We start from the raw sequence: 15,338 nt of genomic DNA on the forward strand, positions 1-15,338 counted from the left end.
GAACTCAGTCAGTTCCGCACTTAACCCTGCGAGGATTGATCAGAAAACAGCTGATCCAGCTTGTCTTCGTAATCATGGTAATTCAGGTAACCATACAGCTCTTTACGGGTCTGCATCTTATCGAGCAATGACTCCTGATTGCCGTGTTCAAGCAGATGGCTGTACACCATTTCGGCCGCCTTGTTCATGGCACGGAACGCACTGAGCGGATAGAGCACCATGTCGACATTAGACGCAGCCAGCTGCTCACAACTGTACAGCGGGGTTTGGCCGAACTCGGTAATGTTGGCCAGAATCGGCACTTTCTTACCGGTCGCTGCGTGCAGCGCGGTGGAAAACTGTTCGTACTGCTTCAGCTCGGTCATCGCTTCCGGGAAAATCATGTCAGCGCCCGCTTCCACGCAAGCAATCGCGCGCTCAATTGCACTGTCCATGCCTTCCACGGCCAGCGCGTCAGTGCGGGCCATAATGACAAACTCCGGGTTATCACGCGCATCAACCGCGGCTTTGACCCGATCCATCATCTCCTGCTGGCTGACAATCGCTTTATTGGGACGATGACCACAACGCTTCTGCGCCACCTGATCTTCCATATGCACCGCAGCAGCCCCGGCTTTTTCCATCGCTTTGATGGTGCGGGCGATATTGAACGCGCCGCCAAAACCAGTATCGATATCGACTAACAGTGGTAAATCACAGGCATTGGTGATGCGCTCAACATCCACCAGCACATCGTTAAGCGTCGTGATCCCGAGATCAGGCAGGCCATATGACGCATTGGCAATACCGCCACCGGACAGATAAATCGCCTGATGACCCAGTTTTTTCGCCATCATGGCGCAGTATGGGTTAATCGTGCCGACAATCTGCAGCGGATGGTTGGTTTGAATGGCGAGCCTGAACTTCGCACCCGGACTTAAGCTCATGGGATTCTCCTTAATCTTGGGCTTCGTTTTGAATCTGTTTTTCAATCAGGCGCCGGCTACCGGAAATGTGGCGGCGCATCAGCATTTCTGCCAGCTCTTCATCGCGGTTGCGAATCGCCTGCAGAATAAATTTGTGTTCTTCCAGTGCTTCCACCGGACGGGAATGGGAACGGGGTGACTGGTAACGGTACATGCGCAGCAGGTGATACAACTCATCACACAGCAGCGCGATCAACTGGGAGTTACGACTGGCTTTGATAATGCGGTAATGGAAGTCGAAATCACCCTGCTGGTGAAAGTAAGAGGCGCCGTCGACCTGATCGATGTGTTCGGAATGTGTCGACAATACCGTTTCCAGCCCGGCCAGTTCGATTTCGGTGATATTACGGGCCGCCAGACGTGCTGCCATGCCTTCCAGCGCTTCACGCACCGCGTACAGCTCGAGCAGTTTGTCGGTCGAAAACTGAATCACGCGCGCACCGACGTGCGGAATGCGTTCAATCAGCCCGAGCCCTTCCACGCGCATCAGCGCTTCACGCAGCGGGCCGCGGCTGACCTGAAAGCGCTTGGCCAGTTCCGGCTCAGAAATCTTACTGCCCGGTGCCATCTTGCCTTCTACGATCGCCTCAATCAGAAACTCGGTCAAACTCTCTGATTTGGTGTGTTCTTTTTCGCCGTTTACGCGTTTGCTTAATTCGCTGTTCATCTTGTCATCTTCTTCACTGGGTGTAGTAAAACAAGTCCACACCAAAGGTATGAGATTAAGATAGACGATCAGATTGTCGACAATCAAGTAAATTGTCGACAATTTAGACTAAGGTATTACGCAGTGGGAAGCTGGACGTGATATGAGACACTAAAGTGTAAAGAATGACTGATATTTCTTGGGTGTTAATGCGATTCTGCTTTTAAAACTACGCTGAAAATGGGCTTGATCAGCAAAGCCCAACGCCAGCGAGGTGTCGACAATTGACATATCCGCTCCATAAGTCACTCCATAGGTAAGTAACGCACTCTCTCACCGTGAACTTTATGAACAAAACCGTTTTTATGACCAATAATATTTTTATCGCCGTTTTAAAGACAAGTTGTTAACACTCTCTTAACCTCTGTTCACACCTTAGCAAACCTCTGTCCTGCTAAATCAATCGCCAGCCCTGCAGTTTCGACTGGCACAGATAAAGAAACATAACGATAAGCGTCATTTGATCCGAATGATGCGACCACATAAGGAAACGTGAACATGTTGAAGCATTTCAAACCGACCCTGGCAGCTTCGCTGCTGGCTGCCGCTTTCTCTTTCTCCTCTTTTGCCGCTGATCTGGAAAAAATCCACTTCCTGATCCCAGGTGGTGCTGGTGGTGGTTGGGATATGACCGCCCGCGGTACCGGTGACGTACTGATGAAAACGCATCTGATCGAAAATGTCTCTTATCAAAACCTTTCCGGCGGTGGCGGCGGTAAAGCCATTGCACACCTTATTGAGACTGCCGATCGCCAGGAAGATACCCTGATGGTCAACTCGACCCCTATTGTTGTGCGCTCACTGTCCGGCATTTTCCCGCAATCGTTCCGCGACCTGACGCCTGTCGCTGCCACAGTATCTGACTACGGCGCTCTGGTGGTAGCCGGTGATTCCAAATTCGACAACTGGCAACAAGTGGTTGATGAATTCAAACAGAACCCGCGTAAAGTGAAAATAGCCGGTGGCTCTGCCCGCGGCAGTATGGACCACCTGGTCGCAGCGGCGGCATTCAAAGGCCAAGGTCTGAATCCGAATGAAGTGCGCTACATCGCTTACGATGCAGGCGGTAAAGCGATGGCAGCCCTATTGTCCGGCGAGACTCAGGTGCTCTCAACCGGTCTGGGTGAAGTGCTGGAGATGTCTAAAACCGGTCAGGTGAAGATCCTTGCCATTACGGCGCCTAAACGCCTCGATGTCGCACCGAATATTCCGACCCTGACTGAATATGACAACCCGACTGTGTTTGCCAACTGGCGTGGTTTCTTTGCAGCACCGGGCGTGAGTCAGGAAAAAATTGATGAGTGGAACGTTGCGCTGAAGAAAATGTTCGAAACTGACGAGTGGAAAGTCGTCCGTGACCGTAACGGCTGGATCGACAGCTATAAAGCAGACAAAGACTTCTACGCTTTCCTGGAAGAGCAGGAAAAGCAGATGGGCGACCTGATGCGTGAACTGGGCTTTCTTAAGTAACGATTTAAGTAAGGTGCTTAATTAACTGAAGCTTCGTCACTTTCCAGAAGCAGGGATGGGCTGACACCAGTCACACGTCCCACACTTTCGCCGCAGACAAGCCCGCTATGACTCCTTTGTTTATGGGCTTGATTTGACTAGCAGCAGATCATTCCCGATTTGAGTTTATCTTGTTGTTAACTCTTGCTTGTCTGCGGCCTTTTCTTTACCGCAATCCTGTTGCCATGGAGTTGGATATGTCGGACCTGCCAACCAAAATTTTCAGCAAGGAAAACTTACTGTGCCGCGACCGCGTCGGCGCCATGATTTTTCTTGTACTCAGCCTGTGCTACGGCTACCAAACCACTAACATTCCTATGTTTCCCGGTGATGAATACGAACCGTTCACCGCCCGGACTTTACCTATTCTGCTGACTTATGCCGGTGTCGGGCTCTCTTTGTTACTGCTTGTGATGGGTCAACCGGATAACAAGAGCGGCGCCGTGATGAGCTTCAACTGGAAACTGCTGATTGGCTTTCTGGTGCTGATGGCTCTGTACGGTGTTGGCCTGACCTATCTTGGCTTCGTACTGGCGACCGGCTTTTTCCTGCTGGCGGGCTTTTACATTCTGGGTGAACGGCGCAAGGCGGTGCTGTTTGGCGCTTCATTCCCGTTTGTGATCGCCTTCTATTTACTGCTGACCGAAGGTCTGGATGTGTATCTGGAACCGGGTCTGATTTTCACTCTTTGGTAGGAACGGATTATGCTAGACGGAATTTTTCAGGGCCTGACCACAGCGGTCATGCCATTTAACCTGCTGATGGTGATTGTCGGCTGTTTTGTCGGTACCTTCATCGGTATGCTGCCTGGTCTGGGCCCAATTTCAGCCATTGCGCTGATGATCCCGATCACTTACGGCCTGGAACCTTCTTCCGGCCTGATTTTGATGGCCGGGGTTTACTACGGCGCGATTTTCGGTGGGTCAACTTCATCCATTTTAATCAATGCCCCTGGCTGTTCGTCCACGGTTGTCACCGCTTTTGATGGCTATCCGATGGCGCAGAAAGGTCAGGCGGGTAAAGCCCTGGCACTGGCGGCCTACGCATCATTTACCGGCGGGACGATTTCCGCTGTCATGCTGCTGGTTGCCGCTCCGGCGCTGGCTCAGGTATCACTCAGCTTCCAGTCAGCGGACTATTTCGCCCTGATGCTGCTTGGCCTGTCTGCCGTTGCCGCTTTTGCAGGCAAAGGTCAGGTAATTAAAGCCTGGATGATGACGATTCTTGGCCTGATGCTGTCAACAGTCGGCATTGATAAAGGCGTGGGCGTCGAGCGTTTCACCTTTGGCCTGACTGACCTGATGGACGGTTTCAGCTTCCTGTTGCTGGCGATGGCGACGTTCGCGCTGGGTGAAACCCTGATGGGCATTCTTAAGCCTGACGCCGATACCCGTGATGAGGAAAACAGCAAGCTGAGCAATATAGGCAGTATGAAAGTAACCAGAGAAGAAGTGCGTGAGGCCGCTCCGGTCACCATTCGCTCCTCTATCCTTGGTTTCTTTACCGGCGTTTCTGCCGGGTGCCGGGGCGACGATCGCCGCCTTCCTGAGCTACGGTATGGAGCGCAACCTGGCGCCCAAAGCCAAACGTGAAGAGTTTGGTCACGGCTCACTGCGCGGTCTGGTGGCTCCTGAGTCTGCTAACAACGCAGCATCAAGCGGCTCGTTTGTACCACTGCTGACGCTGGGTATTCCTGGCTCAGGGACGACAGCTATCATGCTCGGTGCGCTGCTGGCTTATGGTATTCAGCCGGGCCCGCGCCTGTTTGTTGACCATCCGGATGTGTTCTGGTCTGTGATCATCTCAATGTACGTGGGCAATATCGTGCTGCTGATCCTGAACCTGCCGCTGATCCCGTATATTTCGAAACTGCTCGCGGTGCCAAGAACCGTACTGTTGCCGATGATTCTGTTCTTCTCTATCACCGGCGTGTATCTGGTCTCGTTCAACACCATGGATGTGTTTATCATGTTGCTGGTGGCGATGGGTGCAATAGCTCTGCGCCTGGCGAATTTCCCGCTGGCCCCTCTGCTGCTGGGCTTTATTCTCGGTGGCCTGATGGAAGAGAATCTGCGCCGTGCGCTGATGATTTCTGATGGTGAACTGACCTTCCTGTGGGAGCGTCCGATTACTCTGGTCTTTACCGTTCTGTCGGTACTGATTCTGACCAGCCCGGTTATCGTCGCTGTGCTCAATAAACTGCGTCGTCCTAAAGCGGCCGACAGCCGCTCCGATAAAGTCGAGCAGTAACAGAACAAAATCATGCTCTCTTTTCCAGCCCGGGTTTCCTCCCGGGCTTTTTATTTTACCTGCCTTTTGTTTGAAAATTGCCCAGTCCTCTCCTGTCTAGTACAACCATCTCGTACAAGCCGAGTTAACATAGATAGTGTTAAACACAACACTTTGAGGCACGAAGGGGATGATTCAAGGGCGTTATTTTCAAATTATTTTTGAAAGTGCTTTAAGTTGAGCCCTCTTTCACTTGTCACCGCAAACCGTTATCGTAGCGCTAAATTCGTTGTTCACCAGGAAAAGAAACATGAACATTGCAACTCACGCTAAGCAGCGCTATTCAACCAAAGCCTTTGATGCGACCCGTCGTATCAGTGATGAACACGTGGAAGCGATCAAAGAGCTGATCCGCTTCAGCCCGTCCAGTGTTAACTCTCAGCCTTGGCACTTCATCCTTGCCAGCACTGACGAAGGCAAGCAACGCGTCGCGAAATCCACTCAGGGCGGCTATGCGTTTAACGAAGGTAAAGTTCTAAACGCCTCACATGTTCTGGTGATGTGTGCCAAAACCAGCATTGATGAGCAATACCTCGAGCAATTGATGGAACTGGAAGATCAAGCGGGCCGTTTCCCGACAGAAGAAGCTAAACAAGGCGGACACAAAGGCCGTACTTTCTTCGTTAACATGCACCGCTTTGATCTCAAAGATGCGCAGCACTGGATGGAAAAACAGGTTTACCTGAATACCGGTACTGTACTGCTGGGCGTTTCTTCTATGGGTATCGATGCCGTGCCTATCGAAGGCTTCGATCCTAAAGTTCTGGACGCAGAATTTGGTCTGCGTGAAAAAGGTTACACCAGCGTGGTTATCATTCCGCTCGGTTACCGCAGTGAAGATGACTTCAACGCCAAGCTGCCAAAAGCACGCTGGCCAGAAGCTGACATCATCAGCGAGTACTAAGATGAGTCAGGTCAAACTGCTGGCGGAAATTACCGCCAAACCCGGCAAAGAAGCTGAACTGGCTCTGGCGTTGCAGGCTCTGGTTGAGCCTTCTCGCCAGGATGAAGGCTGCGTGCAGTACAACCTTTATCAGGATGACGCGCAAAGCGGCTTATTCGTGATGGATGAAATCTGGGCGAGTCGTGAGGCGCTGCAACTGCATGAGCAGACTGAACACTTTCAGGCGTTTGTGCAGCTGACGCAGCAAGAGCAGTTACTGGAATCGCTTAATCCGCGCTTTCTGACCGCTCTGGCCTGACAACGCCGGCATTGAGCACACGGCTTGATGCCCGTTGACTCGCTGAAAAGACCAGGCGCCGTTTCTCTGTCAGGGAAACGGCGCTTTTCAATATCCGCTAAATGTGATGAGATAAACTTTCCGTATCCGTAACAGGACCTCCGTATTCGTTACAGAAACCTCATGAAAACATTAAACGATCTTAATATCTTTGTTGAAACCGCACGGCAAAACAGCTTCTCGCAGGCTGCTCACAGCCTCGACTTAACGCCGGCCGCGGTCAGCGCTGCCATCAAACGCCTTGAATCCCAGCTCGGGTTTGCCCTGTTTGTCCGCTCCACCCGTAGCCTGCGCCTGACCAATGAGGGCGATATTCTGTTGCAAAAGACCCAGTCGGCACTGAGTACCATTCAGGAAGGCCTGGATCAGATAGCACAAAGCCAGGGCGAGATTTCCGGCACGCTCAATCTGTCCGCACCGTCTGACTTTGGCCGTAACCAGTTGCTGAGCTGGCTGGACGAATTTATGGAGTTGCACCCTAACCTGTCGATTAACCTCGACTTGTCCGATGGCATCACCAACCTGTATCACCGGCCGATCGATTTGGCAATCCGCTACGGCACGCCGCCGGATTCCAACTTCGTCGCCCTGCCTATCTGCCGATATAATGCACGGGTGATCTGCGCCAGTCCCGAGTATGTTCAAAATAAACCGGCCATCGTCAAGCCAAGCGATCTGCTCGCGCACCAGTGCCTGTGTTTTATGCTGTCAGACACCTACCACAACCGCTGGACCTTCTGGAAAGATGGCAATCCGGAGACCGTGGTAGTGAAAAGCCGGCTCAGTGCTAACGACGGCGATGTGGTGCACCGCTGGGCAGTCAACGGCCGTGGTGTGGCTTACAAGTCGCTGCTCGACATCAGTCAGGACATTATTGACGGCCGCCTCGTTCCGCTGTTAGCGGAATGGCAGTCCGAGCCTTGCCCTGTCTATCTGGTCTGCGCGGATAAACGTCTGCTCAACCAGTCAACAAGGGCGCTGCATCAGTTTCTACAGAGCAAATGTGAACAGCGCATGCATCAGGTAAAAGACATCATGTCACAGCGCTCCAGCATGGCGATGTGAATCAGCGACAGGACAGCCTCACATTCCCTCATTCTGAATGCGACGCTGTGCACAGTGTTGCACTGTGAAAATAGCGCACCATTACAGTGCAAGTTACCATTAAATTCCTCACGCAAATCAACGATTAATAATGTTAAACAGACCGATACTTGCCAGTTTATTGGTTTTTATTCAATACATTGGCGTTGTCGCCAGCGGATAAATCGCTCTGACACGGGTATTCGCTGCACATGAATTGCGGCATAATCGTCGCGTTGGCTTTTACAATAATAACGGTGCCTATGTTACTGAATAAATCTCCGGTTGTGCTTGCCGTCGGCTGCCTGCTTTGTGCCATGATCACAATTCAGTCCGGTGCATCCATTGCCAAACAATTTTTCCCTGTGGTCGGTGTCGGCGGCACGGTCGCGCTGCGCATCGGCTTGTCCGCGCTGCTGCTGGTATTGATATTCCGCCCCTGGCGGCTGCGCCTGAGCCGCAGCCAATGGCGTGCTATGGCAGTGTATGGCTTTGCGCTGGGCGGCATGCAAATGACCTTCTATTTCGCGCTGGAACGCATTCCGCTCGGCATCGGCGTCGCCCTCGAATTTACCGGTCCTCTGATGCTGGCTTTGCTCTCTTCACGGCGCAAACGGGACTTTGTCTGGGTCGCACTGGCTGTCGCAGGGCTTGCCTTATTGCTGCCGGACATGTCCGGTGTTGATGCACTGGATCCAATCGGAGTTGCGCTGGCACTGGCGGCGGGCGGTTGCTGGGCAGCCTATATCTGGTTCGGACAACGGGCCGGCTCGGTCGGCAGCGGCGGCGCAACTGTAGCTCTGGGTCTGTGTATCGCCACTGTGATCTATTTCCCGCTCGGGGCTAATTTAGCAGAAGGCCCGCTGTTTACCTGGTCGATTGTGCCTATGGCACTGACTATTGCCATCTTGTCCAGCGCGCTGCCTTACAGCCTGGAAATGATGGCGTTGAGCCGGCTTTCTACCCAGCATTTTAGTGTCATGATGAGCCTGGAACCGGCGATTGCCGCCATGGCGGGACTGGCGATTCTGGGTGAAACGCTCGATCTGTCGCAATGGGCAGCCATACTGCTTATCATCAGTGCGTCGATAGGCAGTACGCTGGCCGCCAGTCGCAGCCGGGTGGTGGTGATACAGGATTAACCCGACGCCTGCCAGCGACGCTCTGGATACAAAAAAACCGGCTATAATGCCGGTTTTTTAATGAAATCAAAGCATTAACTTTTCATCAAAGAAAAGCATCACGCCATTATTCGTGCTGACCCAGTTTCACTGTGCCATTGGTATTGAACCACAACGCTTGCTGACGGCGACGTCCAAGCAGGATCGGACCGTCATCGTAGAACAGAAAGTTTTTCCAGTGGCGTTTGAATACCGACCACTTGGTCTCGATGACGTTGTATTTCTCATAGCAGAAGTAGACGGTCACATCATCCTGCCAGTCTATATGCTCCAGGATCGCCTCAGGCAGAGCTGCATCATCGCTCTCCCACTCTGCCATCCAGTCCACTTCATGCAACCAGCTGTTGGTTTTGCTCGGCCAGTCCTGCGAGCTGAAACGCTCGGCATCAGGACTTTGCGCACTGAGGTTCTCTTTCCAGAACTGAGCGGCGCGCATTTGAGACATAGGTTTGATCTGTTCCAGATCCTCTGCCGGAACCGGCATAGACTGGTGAGTGAAAATCCATTTTCTTTGGTACTGTTCCAAAGGCAAATACGACATGAAATGTCCTTCAGGCTTTGAGCCAACCTTGTTGGGTGGCGTGTTCAATCATTTGCTGTGCGTAATCCCACAGCGCATGTGAACCGTCATCAATGCGGCGGTTCACGGTCAGGGCTTGTTGGCGGGTAACGCCATTTTCTAACCAGCTTTGACCCTGGTTATGATAATTAAGCAGCATTGGGATCAGGCGGTCCAATGCTTTGGCAAACTTCGCATCGGCGCTTTGTGCCGCTTCAAACTCGCGCCACAGGGCAAACAGTTTCTTCACCCTGCTCTTGCGGCAGCATACCGAACAGACGCTCAGCCGCGGCCAGCTCTTTTGCTTCTTGCTGCGCGCTGGCGACACTGTCATAAACAAAGGTGTCACCGGCATCAATTTCTACCATGTCATGCATCAGCAGCATTTTGACTACCCGGCCGATATCCACCGGCTGGTTGGCATGCTCTTCCATCAGCAAAGCCATCATAGCCACATGCCAACTGTGCTCTGCACTGTTCTCGGCCCGCCCCTGCGCACTTTTAATCCGCGTACGGCGTAACACGCTTTTCAGGCGATCCAGCTCCAGCACCAACGCCAGTTGCTGCTGCATTCTTGTTAGCTTATCGGTTGCAGAGTGGTCCGTTTCAGGCTGATTCGGAGTGCTATCGGGATCGAAGGGCATCGTCAATTCTCGTCTCAATTACGGTTTACAAGGCCGTTAAACCGGCGCCTCAGCGCCAGTTCACTGCCCGCTACATCTTCCAGTTCGGGTGGCGCAGCGAAGTCAGGTTGTGATCTTCCCACTTACCGTCAATCAGCAGGTAATCTTTGGCATGCCCTTCCGGTTCGAAACCCAGACCGAGCAGTACCGCTTCACTGCGCTTATTACGCGGCATATATGCCGCCATAATGCGGTGCATATTTTGTACGCGAAACATGTAATCACAGGCCATTTTGAGTGCGCGTGACATGATATAGCGTCCCTGAGCCTGCTCGGCCAGCGAATAACCGACATTACAGGCATAAAACGGAAAGCGCGAAATATTGCTGAACGAGATAGTCCCCAGCATGGCGTGAGTTTTTACATCAATGATCAGCAGATAGTAGCCGAGCGCCATTTTGTGCAGTTCATGCAGTTTGATCAAGCGCTGCTGCCAGCCAAATTCAGTAAAAAACTCACTCTCGCGCAGCGGCTCCCAGGGTTTCAGGAACGTGCGGTTAGCGATAAAGTAATCCGAGATCAATCCGGCATCACCCGGTTCGGCAGTGCGAAGCAGGATCTCACCGTCCGTTTCATACACATGACTGGCGGTACTGTAACTTTCCATTAGCGCTTCCTGATGCCGTAATCACGCAGTTTATTTGCGATCGACGTATGTGAAACGTTCAGTCGTTTGGCCAGTTTGCGGCTCGACGGGAACGACTGATACAGACGGTCCAGCACCTGAGCTTCGTACTCTTTCATGATGTCGTCCAGCGCTCCGTCCAGGTTCACATTCGCCATTCCGGAGGAAACCGTTTCCAGCTGTGGCAGATGGAAATATTCGACACCCAGTTTATCATCCGGCATTTCGGTCAGCGCGCGCAGCACCATGTTGTCCAGCTGACGCATGTTGCCCGGCCACTGATACTGAGCCAGTTGATCAAGCAAGCCCTCTTCCAGTTTCGGTTTGAGCATGCCCATTTTGTGACAGTGCTTGGCAACGAAAAGCTCCAGCAGCGGTTGTACATCGCTCGGGCGCTCACGCAGCGGCGGAATACGCAGGGTCAGCACGTTGAGGCGGTAAAACAGGTCTTCGCGAAACTTACCCGATTCGGCCAGCTCAGCCAGGTTATGCCGGGTTGAAGCCAGCACCCGAACATCAACATGCACTTCGTGTTTCTTCGCCGACACGACGGAAAGTGCCATCCTGCAGGAAGCGCAGCAGTTTGATCTGCAGATGCGGACTCATTTCACCAATTTCGTCCAGGAATACCGTGCCGCCGTTCGCCTGTTCGAAAATACCTTTATGGCCCTGCTGATGGTTAAACGACCCCGGGGCATGACCAAACAGCTCGGTTTCAGCGACATCATCCGGCATTGAGGCACAGCTCAGGACCAGAAACGGCGCTTCGGAACGATTAGAACGATTGTGACAGGCACGGGCCAGCATCTCTTTACCGGTGCCGGTTTCGCCTTCAATCAGCAGCGGCTGATCGAGCATAGCGAGCTTTTTCGCCTGATTAATCAGCGTTTTATGACGGTTCGATACACCAACAAAGTGTTCAAAACCGAGATTATTGTGCAGCGGCAGGTTATCGTCAGCGACCACGTTGGCGTTTGCTGAACGAATGATCATCATGGAGCTCGCCAGAGTGGACTCTTTTGACTCACCGGTAATGTAGACCGGCATCAGCTCCATTACATAATCGAGACCATCCAGCACCACTTCTTCACGTACCCGTGACTTGCTGCCTTCCACCCAACGGGCGAAATTGAACGCCGGCAGCAGCGTCGAGACATGCGCGCCGATCATCTCTTGTTCATCTTTATGAAACAGCGACTGGGCAGAATGGTTCGCCATATCGACCGAGCCTTTCAGATCAATCGCCAGTACTGCATCAGGCAGGTTGTTGAGCAGCGAAATCAGTTCCGTGTTGTGACGCTCAATCGGCATAAACTGAATTTTGCGCACGTCCCTGACGCCGGGAATACGACGAATTTCAGCCATCAGTTCACTGAAGGTTTCAAAATCGATGTCCGGGCAGTTGAGGTAAATAATACCAATCACATCGATTTCAATGCCGCGCAAATCAATATTTTTGGATGCAAGAATATCGAGCAGTTCCCGGGTCAAACCGAGTCTGTCTTCACAAGAGACTTCAAGACGCACTGAATCTATTCCTAATCAGAAAGTGTCACGAAAAGTTGACAGTAGTTTCTATCAAGGCCCGTAATGCGTCAAGCAATCTCTTGTTTCAACGGCCACTTTCGCCTATTTGACGGTAAGCGCCGTGACTTTCGCCACGATTTGTTTACGGATTGCACCTAATTTGACCGCGCGATCTTTGTGCCACGGCAATGGGCGCAGTAAAGACATCGCTTTCAGCCCCAGACGTGCGGTGAGAATACCGATGCCGAGCCCCTGTCCGGCGCGGGCCGACACTTTACCGGCCAGATCCATCGTCAGCAGATCCATACTGGCATCCACCGCCAGCTCACTGGCCCCGGCTGCCGCCATATTGACCAGCACAGCTTTAAACAGCTTGAGGCGTGACCAGTAGCCCAGTTCAACACCGTACAGTTCGGCCAGTTGATCGATCATTTTAAAGTTGCGCCAGGCGACCAGCAGCATGTCCGCAACGGCTAACGGGCTGATAGCCACCAGCGCTGCGGACTCTGTAGCATATTGCGACACCAGCTTAGTCGCCTTTTTATCTTGTTCACTGACCACCATGGCATCATACATATCCAGCACTTCGGCGTCGCTGTGGCTGTTATCAAGTGAATTCTGCCAACGCTGGAATGCCGCGCTCTGCGGCTGGATACCGCCCTGTTTCGCCACATCACGGCAGAATGCTTCACCCTGTCCCACCGCATTAGTGGCAATCAGATTCTCGGCCCGCTCCTGAACCGAAAAGTGGTGACGCAGCTGACGCAACTTCCACAGCTCTTTACCTATAGCGCCGATACCCAAACCGGCCAGAAACCGAAATAAATCCGCTCCAGCCCAAGCTGAGCCAGTCGGCTGTTTGCACAGAGGTGACCACGCTATCGATGGCCTGCCAGCCCACCAGGCCAGAAAACGCACCCAGCATAGTCACGGTAAACCATTTACGCCCTCGTTTAGGGCGAATAACCTGCTCAAGTTCAGCTTCCGCTTGTGTCTCTTGCGGCTCCGCAACACTAGGAACGAATTTCTCCTGCTCAGTAAACTGCTGCTGAGTATTGAGTTCAATGTGCGTTTCTTCACTGCTTAGTGGCTGCTCAAAAACCTGACGGGTTTTGTATTCGCTCATTTCAGTTTGTCTCCAATCAGTGTATCCAACGCTTTATCCAGACGAATATGCTTCAGCGGTTCATCCTGATGACCTGACATCGGGCGGAACGCGGTAAAATCGAACGACTGTTTGTGCCAGAAGTCGGCATTGGGCAGCCGTTTAGGCACCTCTCCGGGATAGACCGTTATGTTGTCCCCTTGCAGCGTCGTGCCCTGGATGGCCGACACTCTGCCCTGCCCGGTTTCAATATGGCCGGACTGCGTCGCTCTGACCGATGCCATACTCAAACAGCTCATCTCTATATTTTCATACGCGGTATGCTGCCAGGCCGGATGGATCATCTGTTGCAGTAAAGCCACCATATTTGGATGCTGATCCGGCGTGACGTGATCGGCTTTGGTCGCCGCAAACAACACCTTATCAATTTTGGGTGCAAACAGACGACTGAGCATACCGCTGCGGCCATAACGGAAACTCTGCATGATCTGCTCAAGCGCATCACGCATATCCATAAAGGATTCATGACCTTCATTGAGCGGTGATAAACAGTCGACCAGTACAATCTGGCGGTCAAACGTTGCGAAGTGATGTTTGTAAAACGCCTTGACCACCTTGTTCTGATACTCTTCATAGCGCTGTTTCAGCAGCGCCAGCATCGAATGTTTGCCGTTTTTGTGCTGTAACGTATCCGGGCGACACGGAAAAAACTGCAACACCGGCGCACCGGCCAGTTCACCGGGCAGAACAAAACGCCCCGGTTGCACCCAGTGCAGTCCCGCTTCTTTACAACGGTGCAGATAATCGGTGTACAGCGCCGCAATTTCAGCCAAGGTTTTTTCATTGGCCTCTTGCTGCAAATCCAGCTGTTCTAATTGCACTAACCACTCTTGCGCCAACTCAGCTCGCTTGCCATGCAAGGCATTAAACTGCTGCGCAGACCAGGTTTCAAAATCGAGTTCCAGCAAGGGTAAATCCAGCAACCACTCGCCCGGATAATCAATCACGTCCAGGTACAGGGTCGACGTTTTACTGATCAGCTTGCGGGTGCGGCTCTGGGTTTTGTATTTAATCGCCAGACGAATTTCACTAACATCCCGGGTCGGAAACCGGCCAATGTGGCGGGTTGGCATGTAGCTGACTCATGGCTTCATCGTAACCAAAACTTGGTACCATCAAATTGGTTTGCGGAACCCGTTTCGCGCCGATGATACGTTTATCACGCGCGGCGGCGAGCAGTGGCAAATTGTCATGCGTTGAGGTATGCACCAGTTGATTAACCAGAGAACTGATGAACGCGGTTTTACCGGCCCGCGACAACCCGGTCACCGCCAGACGCACATGGGAGTCCAGGCCGCGATGGATTAAATCAGTCATTTCTTGGCTAATACGCTTCATTCATCGTCTCCGTAATTATTTAAATGCTCCGTCATCATCGGGATGCAATGTCAGGCAATGCTCTGTATTGCTTAACAATCCAAGCCTACCTTACCTAATCTTAATACGAGATGAATAAAAAAGCCCCTGAATAAAATCAGAGGCTTAGGATTTAAACATTGCCGCTTGTCAGCGCAGAGCACAGGCGGCGTCTAATCGTCTTCGATCAGCTTATAAACCACAAACAGGACAATTTCTAACAGTACAAACAGCACACATGTTGTGGTGACATATTTATTATCGAAAATACTGATACCGTGCAAAATCAGGTCATAGCCAATAAGGGCACCGACAACAACCGCGATAACGATTTGCAGGATTTGAATAAAGCGAGGCATTCTGCACTCCTGACGTTTCAACTATTTAGAGGGTTATTATAAACACAAAAAGGCGCAGCTTACGCTGCACCTTCGTCATTTTTACGCGAA

The 15,338-nt window shown here is 52.2% G+C and carries 11 protein-coding genes and 6 pseudogenes; 7 read left to right on the plus strand and 10 right to left on the minus strand.

What is annotated here, in order from left to right; genetic code table 11:
* Nucleotides 1–20: 20 nt before the first annotated feature.
* The 3 genes and pseudogenes from prpB to ABDK09_15810 all read right to left on the minus strand — a co-directional run bounded on the left by prpB (nucleotide 21) and on the right by ABDK09_15810 (nucleotide 1,896).
* A complete protein-coding gene (prpB, locus tag ABDK09_15800; GenBank protein ID XAW88556.1) occupies nucleotides 21–926 on the minus strand; it encodes a methylisocitrate lyase in 906 nt (301 codons plus the stop codon).
* Nucleotides 927–936: 10 nt separating this feature from the next.
* Nucleotides 937–1,632 (minus strand): GntR family transcriptional regulator, encoded by a 696-nt coding sequence (locus ABDK09_15805; GenBank protein ID XAW88557.1) that lies wholly within the window; start codon nucleotides 1,630–1,632, stop codon nucleotides 937–939.
* Nucleotides 1,633–1,782: 150 nt separating this feature from the next.
* Nucleotides 1,783–1,896: pseudogene (locus ABDK09_15810) on the minus strand (AraC family transcriptional regulator).
* Between the two features lie 273 nt (nucleotides 1,897–2,169).
* On the opposite strand from ABDK09_15810, the gene ABDK09_15815 reads away from it, so the two are divergent.
* From ABDK09_15815 to ABDK09_15845, 7 genes and pseudogenes are all read left to right on the plus strand, one after another.
* On the plus strand, nucleotides 2,170–3,141 hold the full coding sequence (locus ABDK09_15815) for a tripartite tricarboxylate transporter substrate binding protein (GenBank protein ID XAW88558.1): 972 nt from the start codon (nucleotides 2,170–2,172) through the stop codon (nucleotides 3,139–3,141).
* A 224-nt stretch (nucleotides 3,142–3,365) separates the two neighbouring features.
* Nucleotides 3,366–3,875, plus strand: a complete 510-nt coding sequence (locus ABDK09_15820) for a tripartite tricarboxylate transporter TctB family protein (protein ID XAW90764.1) — start codon at nucleotides 3,366–3,368, stop codon at nucleotides 3,873–3,875.
* Nucleotides 3,876–3,884: 9 nt separating this feature from the next.
* Nucleotides 3,885–5,430: pseudogene (locus ABDK09_15825) on the plus strand (tripartite tricarboxylate transporter permease).
* 289 nt (nucleotides 5,431–5,719) lie between these two features.
* Entirely contained in the window at nucleotides 5,720–6,373 is a 654-nt protein-coding gene (gene nfsB / locus ABDK09_15830) for an oxygen-insensitive NAD(P)H nitroreductase (protein XAW88559.1), read from the plus strand.
* 1 nt (nucleotide 6,374) lies between these two features.
* Nucleotides 6,375–6,671, plus strand: a complete 297-nt coding sequence (locus tag ABDK09_15835; protein XAW88560.1) for a putative quinol monooxygenase — start codon at nucleotides 6,375–6,377, stop codon at nucleotides 6,669–6,671.
* Nucleotides 6,672–6,833: 162 nt separating this feature from the next.
* Nucleotides 6,834–7,775: a LysR family transcriptional regulator gene (locus ABDK09_15840; protein ID XAW88561.1), complete on the plus strand. Its 942-nt coding sequence runs from the start codon at nucleotides 6,834–6,836 to the stop codon at nucleotides 7,773–7,775.
* Nucleotides 7,776–8,056: 281 nt separating this feature from the next.
* Nucleotides 8,057–8,935 (plus strand): DMT family transporter, encoded by an 879-nt coding sequence (locus ABDK09_15845; GenBank protein ID XAW88562.1) that lies wholly within the window; start codon nucleotides 8,057–8,059, stop codon nucleotides 8,933–8,935.
* A 106-nt stretch (nucleotides 8,936–9,041) separates the two neighbouring features.
* Here ABDK09_15845 and ABDK09_15850 read toward each other — a convergent pair whose 3' ends face one another.
* From ABDK09_15850 to ABDK09_15880, 7 genes and pseudogenes are all read right to left on the minus strand, one after another.
* Nucleotides 9,042–9,515: a DUF2947 domain-containing protein gene (locus ABDK09_15850; protein ID XAW88563.1), complete on the minus strand. Its 474-nt coding sequence runs from the start codon at nucleotides 9,513–9,515 to the stop codon at nucleotides 9,042–9,044.
* Between the two features lie 10 nt (nucleotides 9,516–9,525).
* Nucleotides 9,526–10,105 (minus strand): annotated as a pseudogene (locus ABDK09_15855) (HD domain-containing protein).
* 142 nt (nucleotides 10,106–10,247) lie between these two features.
* A complete protein-coding gene (rimJ, locus tag ABDK09_15860) occupies nucleotides 10,248–10,823 on the minus strand; it encodes a ribosomal protein S5-alanine N-acetyltransferase (protein XAW88564.1) in 576 nt (191 codons plus the stop codon).
* Nucleotides 10,823–12,368, minus strand: a pseudogene (gene tyrR, locus ABDK09_15865) (transcriptional regulator TyrR). Before tyrR ends, rimJ begins: the two are co-directional and overlap by 1 nt.
* Before the next feature lie 102 nt (nucleotides 12,369–12,470).
* A pseudogene (locus tag ABDK09_15870) lies at nucleotides 12,471–13,494 on the minus strand (TIGR01620 family protein).
* Nucleotides 13,491–14,871, minus strand: a pseudogene (locus ABDK09_15875) (YcjX family protein). Before ABDK09_15875 ends, ABDK09_15870 begins: the two co-directional pseudogenes overlap by 4 nt.
* A gap of 191 nt (nucleotides 14,872–15,062) precedes the next feature.
* Entirely contained in the window at nucleotides 15,063–15,248 is a 186-nt protein-coding gene (locus tag ABDK09_15880; protein ID XAW88565.1) for a hypothetical protein, read from the minus strand.
* Nucleotides 15,249–15,338: the final 90 nt, after the last annotated feature.

Source organism: Vibrio sp. CDRSL-10 TSBA, from assembly GCA_039696685.1.
GTDB lineage: Bacteria > Pseudomonadota > Gammaproteobacteria > Enterobacterales > Vibrionaceae > Vibrio.

What these genes read in the sequence shown, in the direction of transcription:
- prpB (XAW88556.1), bottom strand. Translation starts at nt 926, where the DNA reads ATGAGCTTAAGTCCGGGTGCGAAGTTCAGGCTCGCCATTCAAACCAAC.
- ABDK09_15805 (XAW88557.1), bottom strand. Translation starts at nt 1,632, where the DNA reads ATGAACAGCGAATTAAGCAAACGCGTAAACGGCGAAAAAGAACACACC.
- ABDK09_15815 (XAW88558.1), top strand. Translation starts at nt 2,170, where the DNA reads ATGTTGAAGCATTTCAAACCGACCCTGGCAGCTTCGCTGCTGGCTGCC.
- ABDK09_15820 (XAW90764.1), top strand. Translation starts at nt 3,366, where the DNA reads ATGGAGTTGGATATGTCGGACCTGCCAACCAAAATTTTCAGCAAGGAA.
- nfsB (XAW88559.1), top strand. Translation starts at nt 5,720, where the DNA reads ATGAACATTGCAACTCACGCTAAGCAGCGCTATTCAACCAAAGCCTTT.
- ABDK09_15835 (XAW88560.1), top strand. Translation starts at nt 6,375, where the DNA reads ATGAGTCAGGTCAAACTGCTGGCGGAAATTACCGCCAAACCCGGCAAA.
- ABDK09_15840 (XAW88561.1), top strand. Translation starts at nt 6,834, where the DNA reads ATGAAAACATTAAACGATCTTAATATCTTTGTTGAAACCGCACGGCAA.
- ABDK09_15845 (XAW88562.1), top strand. Translation starts at nt 8,057, where the DNA reads ATGTTACTGAATAAATCTCCGGTTGTGCTTGCCGTCGGCTGCCTGCTT.
- ABDK09_15850 (XAW88563.1), bottom strand. Translation starts at nt 9,515, where the DNA reads ATGTCGTATTTGCCTTTGGAACAGTACCAAAGAAAATGGATTTTCACT.
- rimJ (XAW88564.1), bottom strand. Translation starts at nt 10,823, where the DNA reads ATGGAAAGTTACAGTACCGCCAGTCATGTGTATGAAACGGACGGTGAG.
- ABDK09_15880 (XAW88565.1), bottom strand. Translation starts at nt 15,248, where the DNA reads ATGCCTCGCTTTATTCAAATCCTGCAAATCGTTATCGCGGTTGTTGTC.